This window comes from Streptomyces sp. MMCC 100, from assembly GCF_041538145.2.
Lineage (GTDB): Bacteria > Actinomycetota > Actinomycetes > Streptomycetales > Streptomycetaceae > Streptomyces.
Genome location: NZ_JBGORK020000001.1, coordinates 3,233,554 through 3,253,105 on the forward strand (window position 1 = coordinate 3,233,554; position 19,552 = coordinate 3,253,105).

The 19,552-nt window shown below is 73.4% G+C and carries 19 protein-coding genes and 3 pseudogenes; 15 read left to right on the forward strand and 7 right to left on the reverse strand.

Annotation, left to right across the window (positions count from 1 at the left end; genetic code table 11):
- Positions 1-64 precede the first annotated feature (64 nt).
- Positions 65-280, reverse strand: coding sequence for a type A2 lantipeptide (locus ABS735_RS14985; protein ID WP_373905679.1), 216 nt, complete (start codon positions 278-280; stop codon positions 65-67).
- Between the two features lie 602 nt (positions 281-882).
- On the opposite strand from ABS735_RS14985, the gene ABS735_RS14990 reads away from it, so the two are divergent.
- The 5 genes from ABS735_RS14990 to rfbB all read left to right on the forward strand — a co-directional run bounded on the left by ABS735_RS14990 (position 883) and on the right by rfbB (position 7,090).
- Entirely contained in the window at positions 883-2,181 is a 1,299-nt protein-coding gene (locus tag ABS735_RS14990) for a S1 family peptidase (RefSeq protein WP_373905678.1), read from the forward strand.
- Between the two features lie 413 nt (positions 2,182-2,594).
- Positions 2,595-5,081 (forward strand): SpoIIE family protein phosphatase, encoded by a 2,487-nt coding sequence (locus ABS735_RS14995; protein WP_373905677.1) that lies wholly within the window; start codon positions 2,595-2,597, stop codon positions 5,079-5,081.
- A 171-nt stretch (positions 5,082-5,252) separates the two neighbouring features.
- Positions 5,253-5,672, forward strand: coding sequence for a CBS domain-containing protein (locus ABS735_RS15000; protein WP_373905676.1), 420 nt, complete (start codon positions 5,253-5,255; stop codon positions 5,670-5,672).
- A gap of 108 nt (positions 5,673-5,780) precedes the next feature.
- Complete coding sequence (locus ABS735_RS15005) at positions 5,781-5,960, forward strand: hypothetical protein (protein WP_373905675.1); 180 nt, start codon at positions 5,781-5,783, stop codon at positions 5,958-5,960.
- A gap of 155 nt (positions 5,961-6,115) precedes the next feature.
- Positions 6,116-7,090, forward strand: coding sequence for a dTDP-glucose 4,6-dehydratase (gene rfbB / locus ABS735_RS15010; RefSeq protein WP_373905674.1), 975 nt, complete (start codon positions 6,116-6,118; stop codon positions 7,088-7,090).
- Positions 7,091-7,108: 18 nt separating this feature from the next.
- Here rfbB and ABS735_RS15015 read toward each other — a convergent pair whose 3' ends face one another.
- Entirely contained in the window at positions 7,109-7,693 is a 585-nt protein-coding gene (locus tag ABS735_RS15015) for a hydrolase (RefSeq protein ID WP_373905673.1), read from the reverse strand.
- Between the two features lie 165 nt (positions 7,694-7,858).
- Here ABS735_RS15015 and ABS735_RS15020 point away from each other — a divergent pair, with 165 nt between their 5' ends.
- Positions 7,859-8,359, forward strand: coding sequence for a metallophosphoesterase family protein (locus ABS735_RS15020; protein ID WP_373905672.1), 501 nt, complete (start codon positions 7,859-7,861; stop codon positions 8,357-8,359).
- A gap of 172 nt (positions 8,360-8,531) precedes the next feature.
- Here ABS735_RS15020 and ABS735_RS15025 read toward each other — a convergent pair whose 3' ends face one another.
- Entirely contained in the window at positions 8,532-8,804 is a 273-nt protein-coding gene (locus ABS735_RS15025) for a hypothetical protein (protein WP_373906234.1), read from the reverse strand.
- 127 nt (positions 8,805-8,931) lie between these two features.
- Here ABS735_RS15025 and ABS735_RS15030 point away from each other — a divergent pair.
- Positions 8,932-9,159, forward strand: a pseudogene (locus ABS735_RS15030) (CU044_5270 family protein); the annotation flags it as partial.
- Positions 9,160-9,174: 15 nt separating this feature from the next.
- Here ABS735_RS15030 and ABS735_RS15035 read toward each other — a convergent pair.
- The gene (locus ABS735_RS15035) at positions 9,175-9,540 is read right to left on the reverse strand and encodes a nuclear transport factor 2 family protein (protein ID WP_373905671.1); all 366 of its coding nucleotides are present in this window, start codon (positions 9,538-9,540) and stop codon (positions 9,175-9,177) included.
- Between the two features lie 180 nt (positions 9,541-9,720).
- Between ABS735_RS15035 and ABS735_RS15040 the strand changes: the two genes are divergently transcribed.
- Positions 9,721-10,005 (forward strand): hypothetical protein, encoded by a 285-nt coding sequence (locus tag ABS735_RS15040; RefSeq protein ID WP_373905670.1) that lies wholly within the window; start codon positions 9,721-9,723, stop codon positions 10,003-10,005.
- Positions 10,006-10,013: 8 nt separating this feature from the next.
- Here ABS735_RS15040 and ABS735_RS15045 read toward each other — a convergent pair.
- Positions 10,014-11,190: pseudogene (locus ABS735_RS15045) on the reverse strand (ABC transporter transmembrane domain-containing protein).
- 176 nt (positions 11,191-11,366) lie between these two features.
- On the opposite strand from ABS735_RS15045, the gene ABS735_RS15050 reads away from it, so the two are divergent.
- The 3 genes from ABS735_RS15050 (at position 11,367) to ABS735_RS15060 (ending at position 14,178) form a co-directional block, all read left to right on the forward strand.
- Entirely contained in the window at positions 11,367-12,455 is a 1,089-nt protein-coding gene (locus ABS735_RS15050; protein WP_373905669.1) for an S-(hydroxymethyl)mycothiol dehydrogenase, read from the forward strand.
- Positions 12,455-13,084 (forward strand): MBL fold metallo-hydrolase, encoded by a 630-nt coding sequence (locus tag ABS735_RS15055; RefSeq protein ID WP_373905668.1) that lies wholly within the window; start codon positions 12,455-12,457, stop codon positions 13,082-13,084. Before ABS735_RS15050 ends, ABS735_RS15055 begins: the two co-directional genes overlap by 1 nt.
- A 167-nt stretch (positions 13,085-13,251) precedes the next feature.
- Positions 13,252-14,178: an SDR family oxidoreductase gene (locus ABS735_RS15060; protein ID WP_373905667.1), complete on the forward strand. Its 927-nt coding sequence runs from the start codon at positions 13,252-13,254 to the stop codon at positions 14,176-14,178.
- On the opposite strand, the pseudogene ABS735_RS15065 reads toward ABS735_RS15060, so the two are convergent.
- Positions 14,162-14,699 (reverse strand): annotated as a pseudogene (locus tag ABS735_RS15065) (hypothetical protein). The gene ABS735_RS15060 and the pseudogene ABS735_RS15065 overlap by 17 nt on opposite strands.
- A gap of 50 nt (positions 14,700-14,749) precedes the next feature.
- Between ABS735_RS15065 and ABS735_RS15070 the strand changes: the two are divergent.
- The 3 genes from ABS735_RS15070 to ABS735_RS15080 all read left to right on the forward strand — a co-directional run bounded on the left by ABS735_RS15070 (position 14,750) and on the right by ABS735_RS15080 (position 16,785).
- Positions 14,750-15,550, forward strand: a complete 801-nt coding sequence (locus ABS735_RS15070) for an SDR family NAD(P)-dependent oxidoreductase (RefSeq protein ID WP_373905666.1) — start codon at positions 14,750-14,752, stop codon at positions 15,548-15,550.
- A 154-nt stretch (positions 15,551-15,704) separates the two neighbouring features.
- On the forward strand, positions 15,705-16,400 hold the full coding sequence (locus tag ABS735_RS15075) for a L,D-transpeptidase family protein (protein WP_373905665.1): 696 nt from the start codon (positions 15,705-15,707) through the stop codon (positions 16,398-16,400).
- Between the two features lie 199 nt (positions 16,401-16,599).
- Complete coding sequence (locus ABS735_RS15080) at positions 16,600-16,785, forward strand: hypothetical protein (protein ID WP_373905664.1); 186 nt, start codon at positions 16,600-16,602, stop codon at positions 16,783-16,785.
- A 73-nt stretch (positions 16,786-16,858) separates the two neighbouring features.
- On the opposite strand, the gene ABS735_RS15085 is transcribed toward ABS735_RS15080, so the two are convergent.
- Entirely contained in the window at positions 16,859-18,196 is a 1,338-nt protein-coding gene (locus ABS735_RS15085) for a S1 family peptidase (RefSeq protein ID WP_373905663.1), read from the reverse strand.
- 151 nt (positions 18,197-18,347) lie between these two features.
- Between ABS735_RS15085 and ABS735_RS15090 the strand changes: the two genes are divergently transcribed.
- Positions 18,348-19,526, forward strand: coding sequence for a MalY/PatB family protein (locus tag ABS735_RS15090; RefSeq protein WP_373905662.1), 1,179 nt, complete (start codon positions 18,348-18,350; stop codon positions 19,524-19,526).
- Positions 19,527-19,552 lie beyond the last annotated feature (26 nt).

Consider the following 19,552-nt stretch of genomic DNA (forward strand, 5'->3'; position numbering starts at 1 on the left):
ATGAGAACGGCCGAAAAGTCCCGGAACCTGGACGGCTCCGGGACTCAGCGACGCAAGGGCGCGATCAGAGACCGGCGACCAGACCCGTGACCGGGGCGGTGTTCAGGCCGGTGACACCCTCGACGGTGCCGACGGCCGTGTTGAGCACGCCGGAGACCGGGGCGATGCCGTCCACCAGGCCGGTGACGGTGCCGACGGCGTTCACGTTCAGGCCGCCGGAGACGTTGTCGAGGTCGGCGTCGGAGATCTCGACGGTCTCAACCTGGGGGGTGGAGTTCATGATGGAACTTCCCTTCGTATAGCCATTTCACAAGGGGGGAGCGGCCCCCTCTGGGGACAGATGACGGCCGCGGCCGCAGGCGCCGGGCGCCCGTTTCCAGAGCCCTCCGCGGCCCCCGCGGTGCGATGGATCAAAGCACGCGGCCGGTCCGGGCTTCCAATCAATCACCCCTCTCACCAGCGCACTTGCAAGGTCCGGGCACCGAAGCGTGCAGGAGGGCGCACGCCTTCGCGGCGACTTCTTCACACGGCGGGCGACATCGGCCCGTGCGATCCCTTGCCCGCGCGTAGGCGATTGGGACACTCCCGCCCCAAAGGCGTACGGGCCGCCGCGGGCTTGTGCAGATGCGCCGACGAGAGTGACCGGGTTGGGCATTCGATGTGCAGATTCGCTGAAGCAGTCATTCCGCTCCGTGATCGGAACAGTACGTCGCCAAACGAACGCGGAGGGTGCCGAAGTGGCGTGCAACGGCGTGCCTCCGGTGCGACTCGACGGTCCGTCTGAACACCCCGACCGGCCCGTGCGTACCAACAGCCGTCCGGGCGCCCCCCAACAGCTGCCGGACCGGCGGCACCAACCCCGGTCCCAGGAGGTCGAGTAGGTTGAGTCACAAGCGAATCCCGAAGCGCAAGGCCGCGATGGCGGCGGGCGGTGTGGTCGCGCTCGGCGCCGCCGCCATCCTGCTGCCGAACGCCAACGCCTCGCAGGACGGCGGCTCCTCGGACGCCGCAGCGGCGCCCAGGACCCTCAAGGCGGCGGACGCGTCGGATCTCGCCTCACGCCTCGCCGGCCTGCTCGGCGACACCTTCGCCGGCTCCTACTACGACTCCGGCGCGCAGCAGCTCGTCGTCAACGTCGTGCCCGGAGACGACAACCAGGTCGTCGTGCAGGCGAAGAAGGCGGGCGCGGAGATCCGCGAGGTCGACAACAGCATGGGCGAGCTGAGGAGCGGCGCGCAGACCCTGAAGTCCGAGGCGAGCATCCCGGGCACCTCGTGGGCGATCGACCCGCGCACCAACAAGATCCTGGTGACCGCCGACAGCACCGTCACGGGCGACCGGTGGGACCGCCTCGAGTCGACCGTCGAGGGCCTCGGCTCCGGCATGGCGACCGTCAGGAAGTCCGCCGGCACCTTCAAGACCTTCGCGTCGGGCGGCGACGCAATCTTCGGCGGCGGAGCGCGCTGCTCGCTCGGCTTCAACGTCACCGCGGGCGACGGCTCACCCGCCTTCCTGACGGCCGGTCACTGCGGGGTCGCGGCCGACCAGTGGTCCGACGCGCAGGGCGGGCAGCCGATCGCCACCGTCGACCAGGCGGTCTTCCCCGGCGAGGGCGACTTCGCGCTCGTCAGGTACGACGACCCGGCGACCGAGGCCCCGAGCGAGGTGAACCTCGGCGACCAGACCCTGCCGATCAGCCGGGCGGCCGAGGCGACGGTCGGTCAGGAGGTCTTCCGCATGGGCAGCACTACCGGACTGGCCGACGGTCAGGTCCTCGGCCTGGACGCCACCGTCAACTACCCCGAGGGCACGGTCACGGGCCTCATACAGACCGACGTCTGCGCCGAGCCGGGCGACAGCGGCGGCTCCCTGTTCACCCGGGACGGCCTCGCGATCGGCCTGACCTCCGGCGGCAGCGGTGACTGCACTGCCGGGGGCGAGACCTTCTTCCAGCCGGTCACCACCGCCCTGGAGGCGGTCGGCGCCACCCTCGGCGACGAAGGGGCCGGCGGCGCGGGCGACCAGGCGGGCGGTGGTGAGCAGGCGGGCGGCGAGCAGCCCGGTGGCGAGCAGCCCGGCGGTGCGGGCGCGGGTGCCGGGGAGGCGGGGAACGCCGGTGACGGGCCCGGTGCGGCGGGCGACGACATGGGCAGCGGGGACGGCTCGGGGCCGACGGGCTGACGGGCTGACGGGCTGACGGGAATCGCCCTCCGGGCCGCTGCCCGGCCCCCCGGCGGACCGGGCGGGGCCGGCGGCGGCCCGATGGTCGTGCCGGCCGGGCGGGCGGTGTCCGGTGGACGGCGCCCGGGCCTCGGTCACCTGCGCGGCAGCCCCCGGGCCCCGGACCACCCTGCCCGGCTCCGTGCCGCGTCGCGTGCCGCACCGGTTCGTGTCCGGCGTGCGTGTACGGAACGTGTGATGTCCGGTCCCGTGTCCCGTGTCCCGAGGCCCGAGGCCCCTGTCCCGAGGCCCCTGTCCCTCGGCCCGTGTCCCTCGGCACGTGCCCGCCCGCGCCGCTCGGCGGCGCGAAGCGCATGTCCGCGAGCCCCTGAGCGCCTCTGAACGCCCGTACCCGGTCCGTAGGGGCTGCGCAGATGTCCCATAAGCGCTGTAATGGCGACGTGGTCGAAGAGGGCACTACGGAACGCGGACCGAAGGCGCTGCGTGCCGAGGGCGCCCTGAAGGCGATCGCGGCCGGCCCGGAGCCGGAGGAACGGCTGCGCGGGATCCTCGAGCAGGCGCTGGTCTTCGCGGGCGCCTCCTTCGCCGCGCTCTACACGCCCGGCGACGACCGCGAGCTGCTCTGCCTGGTCGCGTCGGCCGGTGTGCCGCGCACCCTGTACGGCGTACGCGACAGCTATCCCGCCGCGGGCGGCTCCCCGGTCGCCGACGCCCACCGCGCCGGCGAGACCGTGTGGATCGGGCCGGAGGAGTTCGCCGGATCGGCGGAGTCGCGGCACGTGCCGTCGAGCGGCTTCTCGCTGGCCGTCCTGCCCGTGCACGGGGACGGCGGCGGCTGCCTCCTCGTCCTGACCGAGCGCGCGGGCGGGTTCGACGCCGACGACCGCGAGTGCCTCGGACTGATCGCCGAGGCCATGACCTGCCCCGCCCCGGCCGAGGCCGTCGACACCGCCGAGTCCGGTGAGCTCCGGCCGGACGCCTTCACCCTGGCCATGGACACCGGCCGGGCGGAGGTCGGAGGTGACATCCTGCGTCTGTTCGGCCTCGCCCCCGAGGAATTCGACGGCAAGGTCGAGACGCTGCTCGGCCTCGCCGTGCCGGAGGACCTGCCGTCGCTGATGTCGGTGACCGAGTCCGACCACATGACCATCGGCGAGCGCGAGCTGGAGTTCCGGGTGCTGCAGCCCACCGGCCCGCCGAAGTGGCTCCGGCTCAGCGGGCGCCTGCTGCCCGGCGGTGACGGCCGGCCGGCCCGCCTGGTCGGCACCGTCGTCGACGCCTCCACCCTGCGCCCGGACGTGACCGACGTCGCCCGCGTCCAGCGGCTCGCCGCCGCGCTCGCCACCGCCGGGACCGTCCGCGACGTCAGCCAGGCCGTCGTCGCCGCCCTGCGCAGACCGCTGCGCGCCGACCGGATCGCGCTGGCCGAGCTGGAGAACGACCGGCTGGTCGTCACCGTCCTCGACCCGCCCGACCCCGAGTCCTGGCCCGAGCTGTGGCGCCTGGAGTGGCGCACCGAGTGGCCGGACGCGCCGGTACGGGCCATGCCCACCCTCGCCGCCGCGCTGCGCGAGGGACGGGCCCGGATCTGGCCCGCCGGCACCGGCGACCTGGAACCCGCCCTCGCCGACGTCGGCCCCGGCGGCCTGGCCGTGCTGCCGCTGCCCGCGGGCGGCCGTATGGCCGGCGCCTGCCTGATCGGCTGGGACGCCCCGCACGACTTCGGCCCCGACGAGCGCGCCCTGCTCACCGCCTCCGCGGGCCTCGCCGGGCAGGCCCTGATGCGCGCCCACGCCTTCGACGCCGAGCACGAGCTGGTCGGCATGCTCCAGCGCCAGCTGCTGCCGCGCCGCCTTCCGAAGCTGCCCGGCGCGGTCGCCGTGGCCCGTTACCTGCCCAGTACGGCGGGACTGGAGCTGGGCGGCGACTGGTACGACGTGATCCCGCTGCCCGACCACCACGTCGCCCTCGTCATCGGCGACGTCCAGGGCCACAGCGCCGGCGCGGCCACCCTCATGGGCCAGATGCGCACGGCCCTGCGCGCCTACGCCGTCGAGGGCCACCCGCCGGACGTGGTGGTCTCGCACGCCAACCGCCTGCTGACCGGCATGGAGACCGACCTCTTCGCCACCTGCGTCTACGTCGACCTCGACATGGAGCAGGGCTCCGCCTGGTGCGTGCGGGCCGGGCACCTGCCGCCGGTGCTGCGCCACCCCGACGGCAGCACGGAGATCGCGGAGGTGGAGGGCGGCCCGCCGCTCGGTGTGGTGACGCAGGCCGACTTCCCGATGAGCCCGCTGGGACTGCGGCCCGGCACCCTGATCGCCCTCACCACGGACGGCCTCGTGGAGTCGCCCGGCGCCGACATCGACGAGGGCATGGACCGGTTCGCGCACGCGCTGGCCGTCTCCGACCCCACCCACCTCGGGCTCGTCGCCGACGCCCTGCTCGGCAACGCCCGCCGCAACGACGACGTCGCCCTGCTGCTGGTGCGCTACGACGGCATGGCCCTGCGCCCGCTGCGCGAGAGCTGGTCGGTGTGGCGGCTGCCGGAGGCCGTGCGGCACGCCCGCCGCTTCACCCGGCGCACCCTGCGCTCCTGGGAGGTACCCGACGACGACATCGACGGCGTCCTGCTGATCGTCTCCGAGCTGGTCACCAACGCGCTGGTGCACACCGACGGCAAGGTGCGGCTCGACCTCACCCTGATCAGCGGCCGGCTGCGCGTCGCGGTCGCCGACGCCTCGCCGCGTACGCCCGTCAAGCCGACCAGCATCGGCTGGGAGGCCACGGGCGGACGCGGCATCCTCCTGGTCGAGGCGATGTCGGCGACCTGGGGGACCCTGCCGGTCAGCGGGGGCAAGCAGGTGTGGAGCGAGATCCCGGTGGGCGGCGGCTGAGCGCTCCGGGCCGCGCCCCACGGCACCGATGTCGCCGAGGTGCGGGCGGCGCCACGCCGGGTACCCGCCCGGTCACACCACGAGCCGGTGGCAAGGCCAGGCAGCCATGAACCAGTGGAGAAGCCAGGTGCCACGAGCGAGTGGAGAAGCCAGGCAACCGAGGAGCATCCCATGACCCAGTACGTCCGCGACATCATGACCGGCGACCCGGTGACCGTCGAGCCGCTGACCTCCGTCACGGCCGTGGCCCGCATCATGCGCGACCGGGACCTCGGCGCCGTCCTGGTCACGGAGGGCGACCGGCTGCGCGGCCTGGTCACCGACCGCGACCTGGTGATCCGGTCGCTCGCCGAGGGCGGTGACCCGGAGCAGACCACCGTGGCCGGTGCCTGCAGCGACGACATGGTGACCGTGCGGTCCGACGAGGAGCTGAGCCATGCCGTCGAGCTGATGCGCGAGCACGCCGTCCGTCGTGTCCCGGTCGTCGACGACGGCCACCCGGTCGGGATCGTCTCCCTCGGCGACCTGGCCATGGAACGCGACCCGGAGTCGGCGCTGGGTGACATCAGCGTGGCCCGGCCCAACCCGTAGGCACCGCAGGGCACATGCGCCCGGTGTTTCACGGCGCCCCACGAGGGGACCCGGGAGGGCGAGCGCACCATCGCGGAAGACGCGGAACCAGAAGGAAGATGATGCCCCGTGACCACGGACACCGGCGACAAAGCCGCTAGCCGTCGGCTGGAGACCGGCTGGTCAAAAGCCCGCCGCCTGCGGAGCAGGGGCGTGATGCGCACCTGCGTGCCGGCCGTCGAGGACGGCAGCGCCCCCCGCGCACCGCAGCCGGGCCAGGAGTCGAACATCGTCCGGGGCGAGGACTGAGCGAGCCCCGAGGGTGGCGACACCGCCCAGCGCGTCGGCCTCGAGGCCGGCGCGGTGCGCGTTCCGGGCCCGTGGCGAGCGGCGCAGCGCACACCGGTAGCGTCACCGGCGTCCGCAGCCTCCGTCCCCGACCGCAGCAAGGCACCGAACCGCTCATGAACATCCTGGTCACCGGCGCCGCCGGATTCATCGGCTCCCGATACGTCCGCAGGCTCCTCGCCTCCGACGAGCCCGGGGCACCCCGGATCACCGTGCTGGACGCCCTCACCTACGCCGGAACCACCGCCAACCTCGAACTCGGCCATCCCCGGCTGGAGTTCGTGCACGGCGACATCCGGGACCCGGTGCTCGTGGACAAGCTGACGGCCGGGGCGGACCAGGTGGTGCACTTCGCCGCCGAGTCCCACGTGGACCGGTCGATCCACGCCGCGGCCGACTTCGTCCTCACCAACGTCGTCGGCACCCAGAACCTGCTGGACGCCGCCCTGCGCCACGGCGTGGGGCTCTTCGTGCACGTCTCCACCGACGAGGTCTACGGCTCCGTGGAGTCCGGCTCGGCGACCGAGGAGCATCCGCTGCGGCCGAGTTCCCCGTACTCCGCGTCGAAGGCGTCGGGCGACCTGCTGGCCCTCTCGTACCACCGCACCCACGGCCTCGACGTACGGGTGACCCGGTGCTCCAACAACTACGGCCCGCACCAGTTCCCCGAGAAGCTCGTGCCGCTGTTCGTCACCCACCTCCTGGACGGCCGCCGGGTCCCGTTGTACGGGGACGGACGCAACGTCCGCGACTGGCTGCACGTCGACGACCACTGCCGCGGTGTGGACCTGGTCCGCACCGCCGGCCGGGCCGGCGAGGTCTACAACATCGGCGGCGGCACCGAGTTGAGCAATCGCGACCTCACCGGCCTGCTCCTCGACGCCTGCGGCGCGGGCCCGGACCGGGTCGTGCACGTCGAGGACCGCAAGGGCCACGACCTGCGCTACTCGGTCGACTCGAGCAAGGCCCGCGAGGAGCTGGGCTACCGACCCCGCCGCGACTTCGCGGCCGGGCTGGCCGAGACCGTCGCCTGGTACCGGGACAACCGGGCCTGGTGGGAGCCGCTCAAGCGGCGCACCGACGCGGGCTGACGGGCGGCGTTCGGCCCGTCAGCCGTGCGTCTTGGCGAGCAGCTCCAGGATCTCCCGCGTCGTACCCGTCTCGCCCAGGCGCGGGAAGATCCGCTCGACGCTGCCGCGGTGCGCCTCGGCGCTCATGTCGCTCATCGCGTCGGTGGCGAGCGTGACGTGGTAGCCGTGCTCGTGGGCGGCGCGGGCGGTGGACTCCACGCCGATGCTGGTGGCGATGCCGGTCAGCACGATCTGGGTGACGCCGCGGCGGCGCAGCTGGACATCGAGGCCGGTGCCGTGGAACGCGCCCCAGTTGCGCTTGGTGACGGTGATGTCGCCGGGGTGCCCGGCCAGTTCGTCGACGACGACGTCCCAGCCCTCGGGCCGCGGACCGCCGGCGCCTGTGGCTTCCGTGCGCCCGGGCACGGCGTCCGCCCCGTCGGCGGCGAAGGAGACCCGGACCAGCACCACGGGCAGGTCGCGGGCCCGGAAGGCTTCGGCCAGTTCGGCGCTCCGGGCGACGACCTCGGCGCCGGAGTACGGCTCGGTCGGCGCGGCGACGATACCGGCCTGCAGGTCGACCACGACGAGGGCGGTGCGGCGGTCGAGGGCGGTGACGGTCATGAGGTGGTGCCTTTCGGATGGTTCGGGGTTCGCCGGTGTCCGGCCCGGCCCGCGTCGGTGGCGGCGCCGTGCCTGCCGGCCGGCGCCTGGCCCCACCGTAAATTCGACAGCTAAAACTGTCCAGCCGAGACTGCACAGTTTTACCTGTCGATTAAACTGGACCACGTGCGTCTGCTGATCACGTCCGACACCCACCTGCCCAAGCGCGCGAAGGAACTGCCGGCGCCGCTGCTGGCGGAGATCCCGCGCGCGGACGTCGTCCTGCACGCGGGGGACTGGGTCGACACGGCCACCCTCGACCTGCTGGAGAGCCGCAGTCGCAGACTCGTCGGGGTGTACGGCAACAACGACGGACCCGCCCTGCGCGCCCGGCTGCCCGAAGTGGCGTACGCGGACCTGGGCGGCCTGCGCTTCGGCGTCGTGCACGAGACCGGCGCCGCACAGGGGCGAGAGGCGCGCTGCGCCGCCCGCTTCCCCGACCTCGACGTCCTCGTCTTCGGGCACAGCCACATCCCCTGGGACACCACCGCCGACACCGGCCTGCGGCTGCTCAACCCGGGCTCGCCCACGGACCGTCGCCGTCAGCCGTACCGCACCTACATGACCGTCACGGTCGCCGACGGCGGGGTCGGGGACGTCGAGCTGCACCGGCTGCCGCCGCGGTGAGGGGCGGCGGAAAGAGGGACGGGCAGCGCCCGTGAGGACGCCGCCCGGTGCGGACCGAGCCGCTCCGTGTCGGAGGAAGCGGCCCGGTCGCTTCTTCTGGAGTGCGCTGTCACGGACCTCCTTCCGGGGGAGTGGTGCAGAGAACATGCATGCCTCATCCGTTGACGGGCGACTACCCGTGCCGGGCCGGCTCACACATGCGGGCGAGGACGACATACGGGACCGGTCCCGACTGCACCCGTTCCAGGAGCAGGACACCCGCACACCGCGCACGCCCCAGCAGCCGGCGCCGCAGCGCCCGGCACCGCTCCTCGTACTCTCCGCGCAGCCGCCCGGCGCGCTCGGCGGCCGTACGCCCCTCCTCGCGGGCGGCGACGAGCAGATGGCCCTCGATCTCGTCGATCAGCACCCGGGCGGTCGAGGAACGGCTCTCCCCGCCGGTCACCGGAGGGTCAGCTCCCGCTCCGCGCCGGCCGTGGGGGAGCGGTGCAGGTCGAAGGCGGGGGACTCGCTGCGGATACGGGGCAGCGTGCGGAAGTTGTGCCGCGGCGGCGGGCAGGAGGTCGCCCACCCGGCTCCTCGCCGACACCGGCGGACTGCGGCCCGCCGGGGAGGTCACCGACCGCCTCGGCCGGCGCGGCCAGGCCCACGTCCACGGGGGGACCGGCGTGCGCCGCATGCTGATCACGAACCCGGCCACCGGCGCCGTACTCGGCCCGGAGACCACGTTCACCGAGGCACAGCCGGAGTACGGCGTCGCGGCGGGCGACGTCATGGAGTGCAGCGCCTGGACACGCTGACCTGATCGCCCCCGACTACTCGTCCCACGCCTGGATCATGGTCTGCTCGACGATCTCGCCGTCCCGCAGCGACAGCATCGACTCGGCAAGGACCCGCACGCCGTCCGGATAGGTGCACTCCTCGGTGAACGCGGCCTGGTCGCCCTGGACGACGCAGCGCGCCATCCGGTGGGTCATGTCACGGCCGTAGACGTCGTCGAGCATCTCGGCGATCTCGTCCCTGCCGTGCAGGACCTTGGGGCGGCTCGGCTGGTCGTACCGGTCGACGATGCGGACCTCCGCGTCCCGCGCGTACAGCGACAACAGGGGTGCCGCCGTCTTTCCTTCGATGCCCCGGCGCAGTGCTTCGGTGTCGAAGCCGGGGCCTGCCGTGGTGCTCATGACGACCTCCTTCGCACTTCGAAGGCCGCGGCCCGGATCGGGAACGGGCCGCTTCGGCCCTCTCCTTCGAGCTTCCTCCGTCCCGGCGCCCAGGGCAACGGCGACCGTCACGCTGGTCCTCACGGGTGACCGGCGCCGCCGGCCCGTGTCCGTCCCCGGCCCGCCGGCGTTGCTCAGCACATGATCTCAACACGACGTATCGTCGCCGTTGTCGGGCTCGCCGCCGGTGTCACCGGTCTCGCCGCCCCGATGGCGAGCGCGGCCGGCGGGGGCCCGCTGGGCACGGAGAAGCTCAGCGTGACGAACACCCTCGACTCACTCGCGGTCGGTGACATGCCCGTCGAGGACCGGGCGCAGATGCCCCTCCCGTCCCAGCAGCTGAACCGGCTGCACGACCTGGAGCAGCTCCAGCAGGTCACCGGTCTGGTCTCGCCTCTCTTCGGCGCCGTTCCCGCCCTGGGCTGACGCCTCGGTCAGCCGCCGGTCGCCAGGAACTGGGTGGCCGCCAGCTCCGCGTACCGCGGATCGGCGGTCACCAGTTCCCGGTGTGTGCCGACCGCGCGGACCCGCCCCGCGTCCATCACCACGATCCGGTCGGCCATCGTCACGGCGGACAGCCGGTGCGCGACGACCAGCACCGTGGTCGTCCGGGCCACGTCCGTCACGGTGTCGCGCAGCGCCGCCTCGTTGACCGCGTCCAGCTGCGAGGCGGCCTCGTCGAGCAGCAGCAGGCGCGGCCTGCGCAGCAGCGCACGGGCGATGGCCACCCTCCCCCAGTGCCTGAACGGCCTGGGGGGCACCCCCGGCGCTCGCCCCCGGACAGCTTGGTGCCGTGATGCCCGACCAGCGTCTCCAGTCCGTTCGGCAGCCGTTCCACGATCTGCATCGCGAGCCCGGCCGTGTTGCCCGCGGCGGCCGACCACTTGGCGGCGCGCACGCTCTGCCGCCGGGACTCCTCGGCCGCCTCGTGCAGCGCCCGCTCCTCACGGGGCTCGGCGCCCGACGCCTTCACCGTGCGCAGCGCGCCGAGGATCCGTTCCAGCGCGGCGCCCATCACGCCCACCGCGTCCTGCGCCTGCCGGCTCGCGCGATTGATGCGGGGCACGATCAGACCCGGCACCGTGCCCGCCCCCACGATCACCGCCGGCGTCACCCCGAGCAGCACCGGATCGACCACACCCGTCATCACCAGCGTCGCCACCAGCGTCAGCCCGCCGGTACCGAGGCCGATGAGGGGGTCGGTGGTGACCTTGCGCAGCAGGGTCGTGCCGGCGGTGATCCGGGCCATCAGGTCACCGGCTCGGTGCGGTCCACCGCCGTGATCCGCAGCCGCAGCAGACACGACGACAGGGTGCGCCGCGCCCCGAGGACCACCGACTCCGCGGTGCGCCGCAGCACGTACGAACCCAGCGCGCCGAGCGCCGTGTTGGCGACCACGAGCCCCGACATGGCCGGCAGCGCCCCGGTGATGGCCCGGTCGTGCGCCAGGTCGTCGATCAGCTCACGCGCCCCAGCGGCAGCCACAGCCCCGTGGCGCCGGTGACCAGGGAAAGCAGGACGCCCGCGAACAGGACCGTGCGGTGCGGTCGTACGTATGACAGGAGCAGCCGCCCAGGCGGGCGTACCGGTCTCCGGCTCCGCGGTGGTCACGTCGCTCCTTCGGCACGCGGGCGGGGCACTCAGGCTACGTGGGCGTCCGGCCGGGCGAGCCGCCGGTGTACGGGCGGCCGGCCGCACCCCGCGAACCGCCCCGTCACCTGCCCCTTTCCGATCACTTGCGCGTAGGGTCTGGGAGAAAGCTGAACGGCCGAGGAAGGGGTCAGAGCATGGCGCAGGAAGTACGCGGCGTGATCGCGCCGGGCAAGGACGAACCGGTGCGGATCGAGACGATCGTCGTGCCGGACCCCGGCCCGGGCGAGGCCGTGGTCAAGATCCAGGCCTGCGGGGTGTGCCACACCGACCTGCACTACAAGCAGGGCGGCATCAACGACGAGTTTCCCTTCCTGCTCGGGCACGAGGCCGCGGGCGTGGTCGAGTCGGTCGGCGCCGGTGTCACCGACGTGGCCCCCGGCGACTTCGTGATCCTCAACTGGCGTGCCGTGTGCGGCAAATGCCGGGCCTGTCGGCGCGGACGGCCCTGGTACTGCTTCGACACGCACAACGCCGAGCAGAAGATGACCCTCGCCTCGAGCGGCCAGGAGCTCTCCCCGGCCCTCGGGATCGGCGCCTTCGCCGAGAAGACCCTGGTCGCCGCCGGACAGTGCACCAAGGTCGACCCGGCCGTCTCCGCCGAGGTGGCCGGGCTGCTCGGCTGCGGGGTGATGGCCGGCATCGGTGCCGCCATCAACACCGGCAACGTCGGCCGCGGCGACACCGTCGCCGTCATCGGCTGCGGCGGCGTCGGCGACGCGGCGATCGCCGGGTCGTACCTGGCGGGCGCCTCCAAGGTCATCGCCGTGGACATCGACGACCGCAAGCTGGAGACCGCCCGCTCCATGGGCGCCACCCACACCGTCAACTCCCGCGAGACCGACCCCGTCGAGGCGATCCGCGAACTGACCGGCGGCTTCGGCGCGGACGTCGTCATCGAGGCCGTCGGCCGCCCGGAGACCTACCGGCAGGCCTTCTACGCCCGCGACCTGGCCGGCACCGTCGTCCTCGTCGGTGTGCCGACGCCCGAGATGAAGCTGGAACTGCCCCTGCTCGACGTGTTCGGCCGCGGCGGCTCGCTCAAGTCGTCCTGGTACGGCGACTGCCTGCCCTCCCGCGACTTCCCGATGCTCATCGACCTCCACCTGCAGGGCCGCCTGGACCTCGGCAAGTTCGTCACCGAGACGATCCGCCTCGACGAGGTGGAGCAGGCCTTCGACCGGATGCACGCCGGTGACGTACTGCGTTCGGTGGTGCTGCTGTGATGGCCCCCCGCATCGAACGCGTCGTCACCTCGGGGCAGTTCAGCCTCGACGGCGGCACCTGGGACGTCGACAACAACGTCTGGCTCGTCGGCGACGACCACGAGGTCGTCGTCATCGACGCCGCCCACGACGCCGACGCGATCGCCGAGGCCGTCGGGGACCGCCGGCTGACCGCCATCGTGTGCACCCACGCCCACAACGACCATGTCAACGCCGCGCCCGCGCTCGCCGAGCGCACCGGCGCCACCATCTGGCTGCACCGTGACGACCTGCCCCTGTGGCAGCAGACCCACCCCGACCGTGACCCGGACGCCTGGCTGACCGACGGCCTCGTCATCGAGGCCGCCGGCGCCGACCTGACCGTCCTGCACACCCCGGGGCACGCGCCCGGCGCGGTCTGCCTCTACGACCCGGGCCTCGGCACCGTCTTCACCGGCGACACCCTCTTCCAGGGCGGACCGGGCGCGACCGGCCGCTCCTACTCCCACTTCCCGACGATCATCGACTCGATCCGCGACAAGCTGCTGGTCCTCCCGCCCGAGACAGAGGTCCGCACCGGTCACGGCGATCCCACGACCATCGGCGCCGAGGCCCCCCACCTGGAGGAGTGGATCAAGCGCGGGCACTGACCCGCCCGGGGCGATCGCCTGCAAGATCGCCCCGGACACGCGGTAAAGGTGACAGAAGACGTCCGGCTTCCCGGGCACCCTCGAACACGACATCGCCCGTGCGGGGCGTGAGCCCGTGCGGGACATGAACTCGTGCGGCACGTGAGGGAGAGGAACGGGAGCCGGACATGACAGGGTCACCGAAGGGTCCGCTGGCGGGCAGGGTCGCACTGGTCGCCGGGGCGACCCGCGGCGCCGGACGGGGCATCGCCGTCGAACTGGGTGCGGCCGGCGCCACCGTCTACGTCACCGGCCGCAGCACCCGCACCCGGTGCTCGGAGTACGACCGCCCAGAGACCATCGAGGACACCGCCGACCTGGTCACCGAGGCCGGCGGCCACGGCATCGCCGTACCCGTCGATCACCTCGACCCGGCGCAGGTCGCCACCCTCGTCGACCGCATCGCCCGCGAACAGGCCCGCCTCGACCTCCTGGTCAACGACATCTGGGGCGGCGAGACCCTCTTCGAGTGGGACAGCCCGGTCTGGGAGCACGACCTCGGCAACGGCCTCCGGCTGCTGCGGCTCGCGGTCGAGACCCACGCCGTCACCAGCCACCACGCCCTGCCGCTGCTGCTGCGCCGCCCCGGCGGACTGGTCGTCGAGGTCACCGACGGCACCGACGCCTACAACCGTGACCACTACCGCAACTCGTTCTTCTACGACCTCGCCAAGACGTCCGTCCTGCGCATGGCCTTCTCCCTCGGGCACGAGCTGGGGCCCCGCGGAGCCACGGCGGTCGCGCTGACCCCCGGCTGGCTGCGTTCGGAGATGATGCTCGACCACTTCGGCGTACGCGAGGAGAACTGGCGCGACGCCCTCGACCGCGTCCCGCACTTCGCCATCTCCGAGACACCCCGCTACGTCGGCCGCGCGGTCACCGCACTCGCCGCCGACCCCGGCGTCGCGCGCTTCAACGGGCAGTCACTCTCCAGCGGCGGTCTCGCCCAGGAGTACGGCTTCACCGACCTCGACGGCAGCCGCCCGGACGCCTGGCGCTATCTCGTCGAGGTCCAGGACCCGGACAAGCCCGCCGACGTCACCGGTTACCGCTGACGGGCGGCAGCGGCCACCGGGCGCCGTGCCCCGGCGGCAGGGCCAGGTCCTCCCGTACGGCCGTGCAGCAGCCCTCGCGGGTGCGCTGCCCTTCCAGCAGGGCCCGCCAGGCTTCCGGATCGCGGGTCTCCTCGCGCAGGAAGCGTTCCGTCTCCAGCACCGCCACCACCCGGACCCGCGCCTTTTCGCCACGTCCTCGCTGCCCAGCAGGAGCAGTGCCTCACCGGCCGCGTCCCGGGCGACGGCGGCCTCGGCCTGGGCCGGCGCGGCCTCCCGGGGAGCCGGCGGATGCGGGTGCGGGTCGTTGCCGAGGGATGGGCGGCGACCCGGTACGTCAGCGTGACGGAGGTCTTCAGGGTCCGCGCGTGGTCGGCGTGCACCGCGGGCCTGCGCTCCTTCCAGCGGACCTCGCTCTCCCGCCGCAACCGGGCCCGGTCGCTGCGGACCACGGCGAGACAGGAACCGAGCGCTCCGACGACAACGCCTATGAGCGCGGGGAGTTGCCGCAGGAACGCGGACATGGCCGCACGGTATCTGCCGCTGTGATCGTCGCGGTACTACCGTCGGGCCCATGACGGACACCAGGCGTTTCACCGACCACACGGCACTCGTGACGGGCGCGGCCCGGGGCATCGGCGCGGCCACCGCGCGCCGGCTCGCGACGGAGGGGGCCCGGGTACTGCTGACCGACACGGACCTCGCCGCGGCGCGGCGCACGGCGGCGCAGCTGACGGAACGGGGACTGGCCGTCCAGGCGTTCACCTGCGACGTGAGCGACCGGGCGTCCGTCGAGGCGGCCGTCGCCCACGCCGTGGACGCCTTCGGCGGGCTTGACGTGCTGGTCAACAACGCCTACGCCTGCACGCCCGACGCACCGCTCTTCGAGGACGAGCCGGACGAGGTCTGGGCGCGCGACCTCGACGTCACCCTCACCGGCGCCTACCGCTGCTGCCGGGCCGCGCTGCCCCACCTCGCCGCCTCGGGACGCGGCGCGATCGTCAGCATCGGCTCCGTCAACGGGGTCCAGGACTTCGGCAACCACGCCTACAGCGCCGCCAAGGCCGGGCTCGCCTCGCTGACCCGCACCCTCGCCGGGCACGCCGCCCCGCGCGGTGTCCGGGTCAACCTCGTGACGCCGGGCACGGTGCGCACCACGGCCTGGGAGGGCCGGGACGAGGAGCTGGCGGCGGTACGGGGGCTCTACCCGCTGGGGCGGGTCGGCGAGCCCGAGGACATCGCGGCGGCCGTCGCCTTCCTCGCCTCGCACGACGCCTCCTGGATCACCGGCACCACCCTCGCGGTCGACGGCGGTCTGACCGCGGTCAACACGGGCTTCCGGCGGGCCGTGGAGGAGCCGGACGGCACGGACTGACGGGTAAGGGCCGCCCGGTGGCCTTGTCACTGTTTCGTCGCGGCGGCGGACGGCGCGCAACCAAAGCCGCCGGGCGGCGGTCCAACAGGCGGGGATCGCACCAAGGCGACCTTCCGCCCAGCGCACCGCCTCGACGTGAAAGGCATGACCGGCCATGGGGGACACACGCCGACGGGGAGCCGTCGCACTCGGGATCACCGCACTGGTGGCACCGCTCACACTCGCGCTCACGGCCGCACCGGCCCAGGCCGCGAGCTGCACCGCGAAGGCGGGCCCGTACCAGAAGAAGGCGGAGAAGTTCCTCGGCCGCAAGGCCGACGGCAAGCAGTCCACCGCCGACTGCAAGGCCATCCGCGCCTTCCAGACCAAGCACGGCATCACGCCCGACGCCGGCTACGCGGGTCCCATCACCTGGGGGGTGATGGACCTGATGACGAAGCAGAAGGCCGTCGGGAAGAACCCGAACAAATCCGGCAAGTGCCCGACCGACAAGGGCCGCATCGCCTGTGTGAACCTCAGCCTCCAGCTGAGCTGGATCCAGGACGGCAAGAAGCTGGTGTACGGGCCGGTCCCGGTCCGCACCGGGCGCAACGGCTACGAGACCCGCACCGGCCTGAAGAAGGTCTACTGGCGCAACATCGACCACGTCTCGACCATCTACCACGTGCCGATGCCCTACAGCCAGTTCTTCGACGGGGGCCAGGCCTTCCACTCCGTCGGCGTCAGCATGTGGAACCCGCCGGGCTCGCACGGCTGCGTCAACATGACGAAGACCGACGCCAAGAAGTACTGGTCGCTGCTGAAGAAGGGCGACGACGTCTACGTGTACGGCCGCAAGCCGGGCACCTGACGGACCCGGGCACCCGGCCCGCGCCGCGGCGCCTCACGGTGCTCGGAGGTGAGGCGGGCCGTGTGCGGCAGAACACATCGGGCGGGAACGAACTCGCCCGTAGGTCTTGACAGATGAGAAGATCGACGTGATCAGTAACACGGTCCGATATGTCCGCTTGGCTCGCGATTACTCACATCGTCTTCACGTCGGGCGCCGTATGCTTCACATCATGTCCACCACTGTTGAACCCTCCTCCGAGCGATCGGCTGCCGAGGTCAACGAGGAGATCCGGGCCCTGTGGCTCCGGTCGGGCGGGACACTGAGCGTCGAGCAGCGCGCGGAGTACCAGCGGCTCGTCATGGAGTGGGCCAACGCGGCCCCGGAGTCCGTGAACGCCGCCTGACCGGCGCCCCCGGACTCCTCGCCCCCGGCCCGTCGGCAGCGACCACGGGCCGGCCCTCGCACCGGCCCGGGTATCAGCCCCACGTCGCCGAGTACTGCCGCCGATAGGCCTTGCGGTCCTGCTCCGTCCGGATCCACCGCGTGGCCACCAGCGCCACCAGGCTGCCCGCGACGACCAGCAGCCCCGGGCCGACGTTCCGGCGGTCCGTGAGCCGGGCGAGCAGGGGCGTACCGCCGACGCGCGTCACCGGGGCGGACGCACCCGCGCCCGAGGTACCCGCCGCCGAGGGGGCCGAGGTGCCCGCGGCGGCACCCTCCTGGCCCGAGACGATGAGCCGGACCCCGAGCGACTCCATGGCCTTCGGCAGCGGCTGGAAGAACGTCGTACCGCCCTTGTCGCAGTCACCGCTGCCTCCCGACGTCACGCCGAGCGCGACGCCCTCGGAGAACATCGGCCCGCCGCTGTCCCCGGGCTCGGCGCACACGTCCGTCTCGATGAGGCCGGTGACCGTGCCCTCCGGGTAGTTGACCGTCGCGTCCAGCGCCGTCACCCGGCCGTCGCGCAGCCCGCTGGTGCTCCCGCTGCGGAACACCCGCTGCCCGACGGCCGGTTCACCCGTCCCCGTGATCCGCACGCCCTTGCCGCCGCCCACCGCCACCACTTCGGCGCCGTCGCCCGCCTTGCCGCCCGCGTACTCCACCAGGGAGAAGTCGTCCCCGGGGAAGCTCCCGGCGACCGTCCTGCCGATCTGCCGGTCCGCCTTGCCGTCACCGAACCAGACGGAGCCCGTCGGCCCGCAGTGGCCCGCGGTCAGGATGAAGTCGCTGGTGCCGTCGGTCACGTTGAACCCCGCCGAGCAGCGCCCCGCCGTGGACAGGATCGGCTCCGCCCCGTTCAGGCGGGTGGTGAACACGCCCTCGGTGCGCTCCATGCGGACGAACCCCCCGATGCCCTCGGCGACCCCCGTCAGCCGCGACCAGTCGGACCCGGAGACCGTGCGGTCACCGCGCACCACCACCTCGTTCGACCGGTAGTCCAGCGCCCACGCCGTACCGGTCACCCGGGGCGCCGCACGCAGCGTCGAGGCCGCCGACCTCAGCTCGGCCATGCTGTGCCGCACCACCTTCGCCGTAGCACCGGCCCGCCGCACCGCCTCGGCGGTGGACTCGTCCGTGACCGCCACGACCGGCCGCCCGTCGGAGCCGACCCAGTGACCCGCCGTACGGTCGCTGCCCAGCCGGGCCACGAGGCCGGCGCCGGACGCGGTCTGCGCGAGGGTGTGCGGCGCGGCGGACGGGCCGGGAGGTTCGCTCGCCACCGCCCGGGTGACCATGGTCCCCCCGAGCAGCAGCCCGCCGACGGCCGCCAGCCGTGCCGCTCGCCGGACGATGCGTCGTCGTGCGTGCCTCATGCGTGTGCTCCCGAACCCGACCGCGCGGCGTCGCCGCCGCGGGGGCCACCGGACGTCGAGCGCCCTCCTCCCATACGGCGGCGGGAGGCGCGGTGTTCACCGGGCCGGCGTCCTGTTCCCCCGTCTCGCCGCGGCGTCCTATCTTGGGCCCATGACCAGCATCCCGCGGGACCAGTCCGGTGAGCCGAACCCCCTGCACGCGCTCGGCCTGGAGCAGCTTCGCCGGCGTACGAGCATGAAGTGGCGCACCTACCCCGCGGACGTACTGCCGCTGTGGGTGGCCGAGATGGACGTGCCGCTCGCCGGATCCGTCGTGCGCGCCGTCACCGGCGCCATGGAACTCGGCGACACCGGCTACCCCGTCGGCACCGCCTACGCCGAGGCCCTCGCCGCCTTCGCCGGGAAGCGATGGGGCTGGGACGACCTGGCCGTGGAGCGCACGGCGATCGTGCCCGACGTGATGCTGGGCGTCGTCGAGATGCTCAAGCTGGTCACGGAGCCCGGCGACCCGGTGATCGTCAACCCGCCGGTGTACCCGCCGTTCTACGAGTTCGTCACCCACATGGACCGGCGCGTCGTCGAGGCACCGCTCGGCCCCGGCCTGCGGATCGACCTCGGGGTGCTGGAAGAGGCGTTCCGGCAGGCCGTCGCGGGCGGCGGACGGGCGGCCTACCTGCTGTGCAGCCCGCACAACCCGACCGGCACCGTGCACACCGCCGACGAACTGTCGGCCGTCGCCGCCCTCGCGGAGCGGTACGGCGTCCGGGTCGTCGCCGACGAGATCCACGCGCCGGTCGTCACCGGCGAGGCCCGGTTCGTGCCCTACCTGAGCGTGCCCGGCGCCGAGCGCGGCCTCGCGCTGATGTCGGCGTCCAAGGGCTGGAACCTGGCCGGGCTCAAGGCGGCCCTGGCTCTCGCGGGACCGGGCGCCGCCGCCGACCTGGCGCGGATGCCCGAGGAGGTCGGGCACGGGCCGAGCCACGTCGGCGTCCTCGCCCACACCGCCGCCCTGCGCGACGGAACCGCCTGGCTGGACGCGGTGCTCGCCGGGCTCGAGGAGAACCGGCGGCTGCTCACCGGCCTGCTCGCGGAGCGGCTGCCCGGGGTCGTCCACCGCCAGGGGGAGGCGACCTGCCTCGCCTGGCTCGACTGCCGCGCCCTGGGCCTCGGCGACGACCCGGCGGAGGTCTTCCTGGACCGGGGCCGGGTGGCCCTCAGTTCCGGCATTCCCTTCGGCAGCGGCGGGGCGGGACACGTACGGCTCAACCTGGCGACCTCGCCGGAGGTGCTCACGGAGGCGGTGCGGAGGATGGCGGCGGCCCTGGGGTGAGGCGGGGGGCCGCGGGCCGTCCGTGT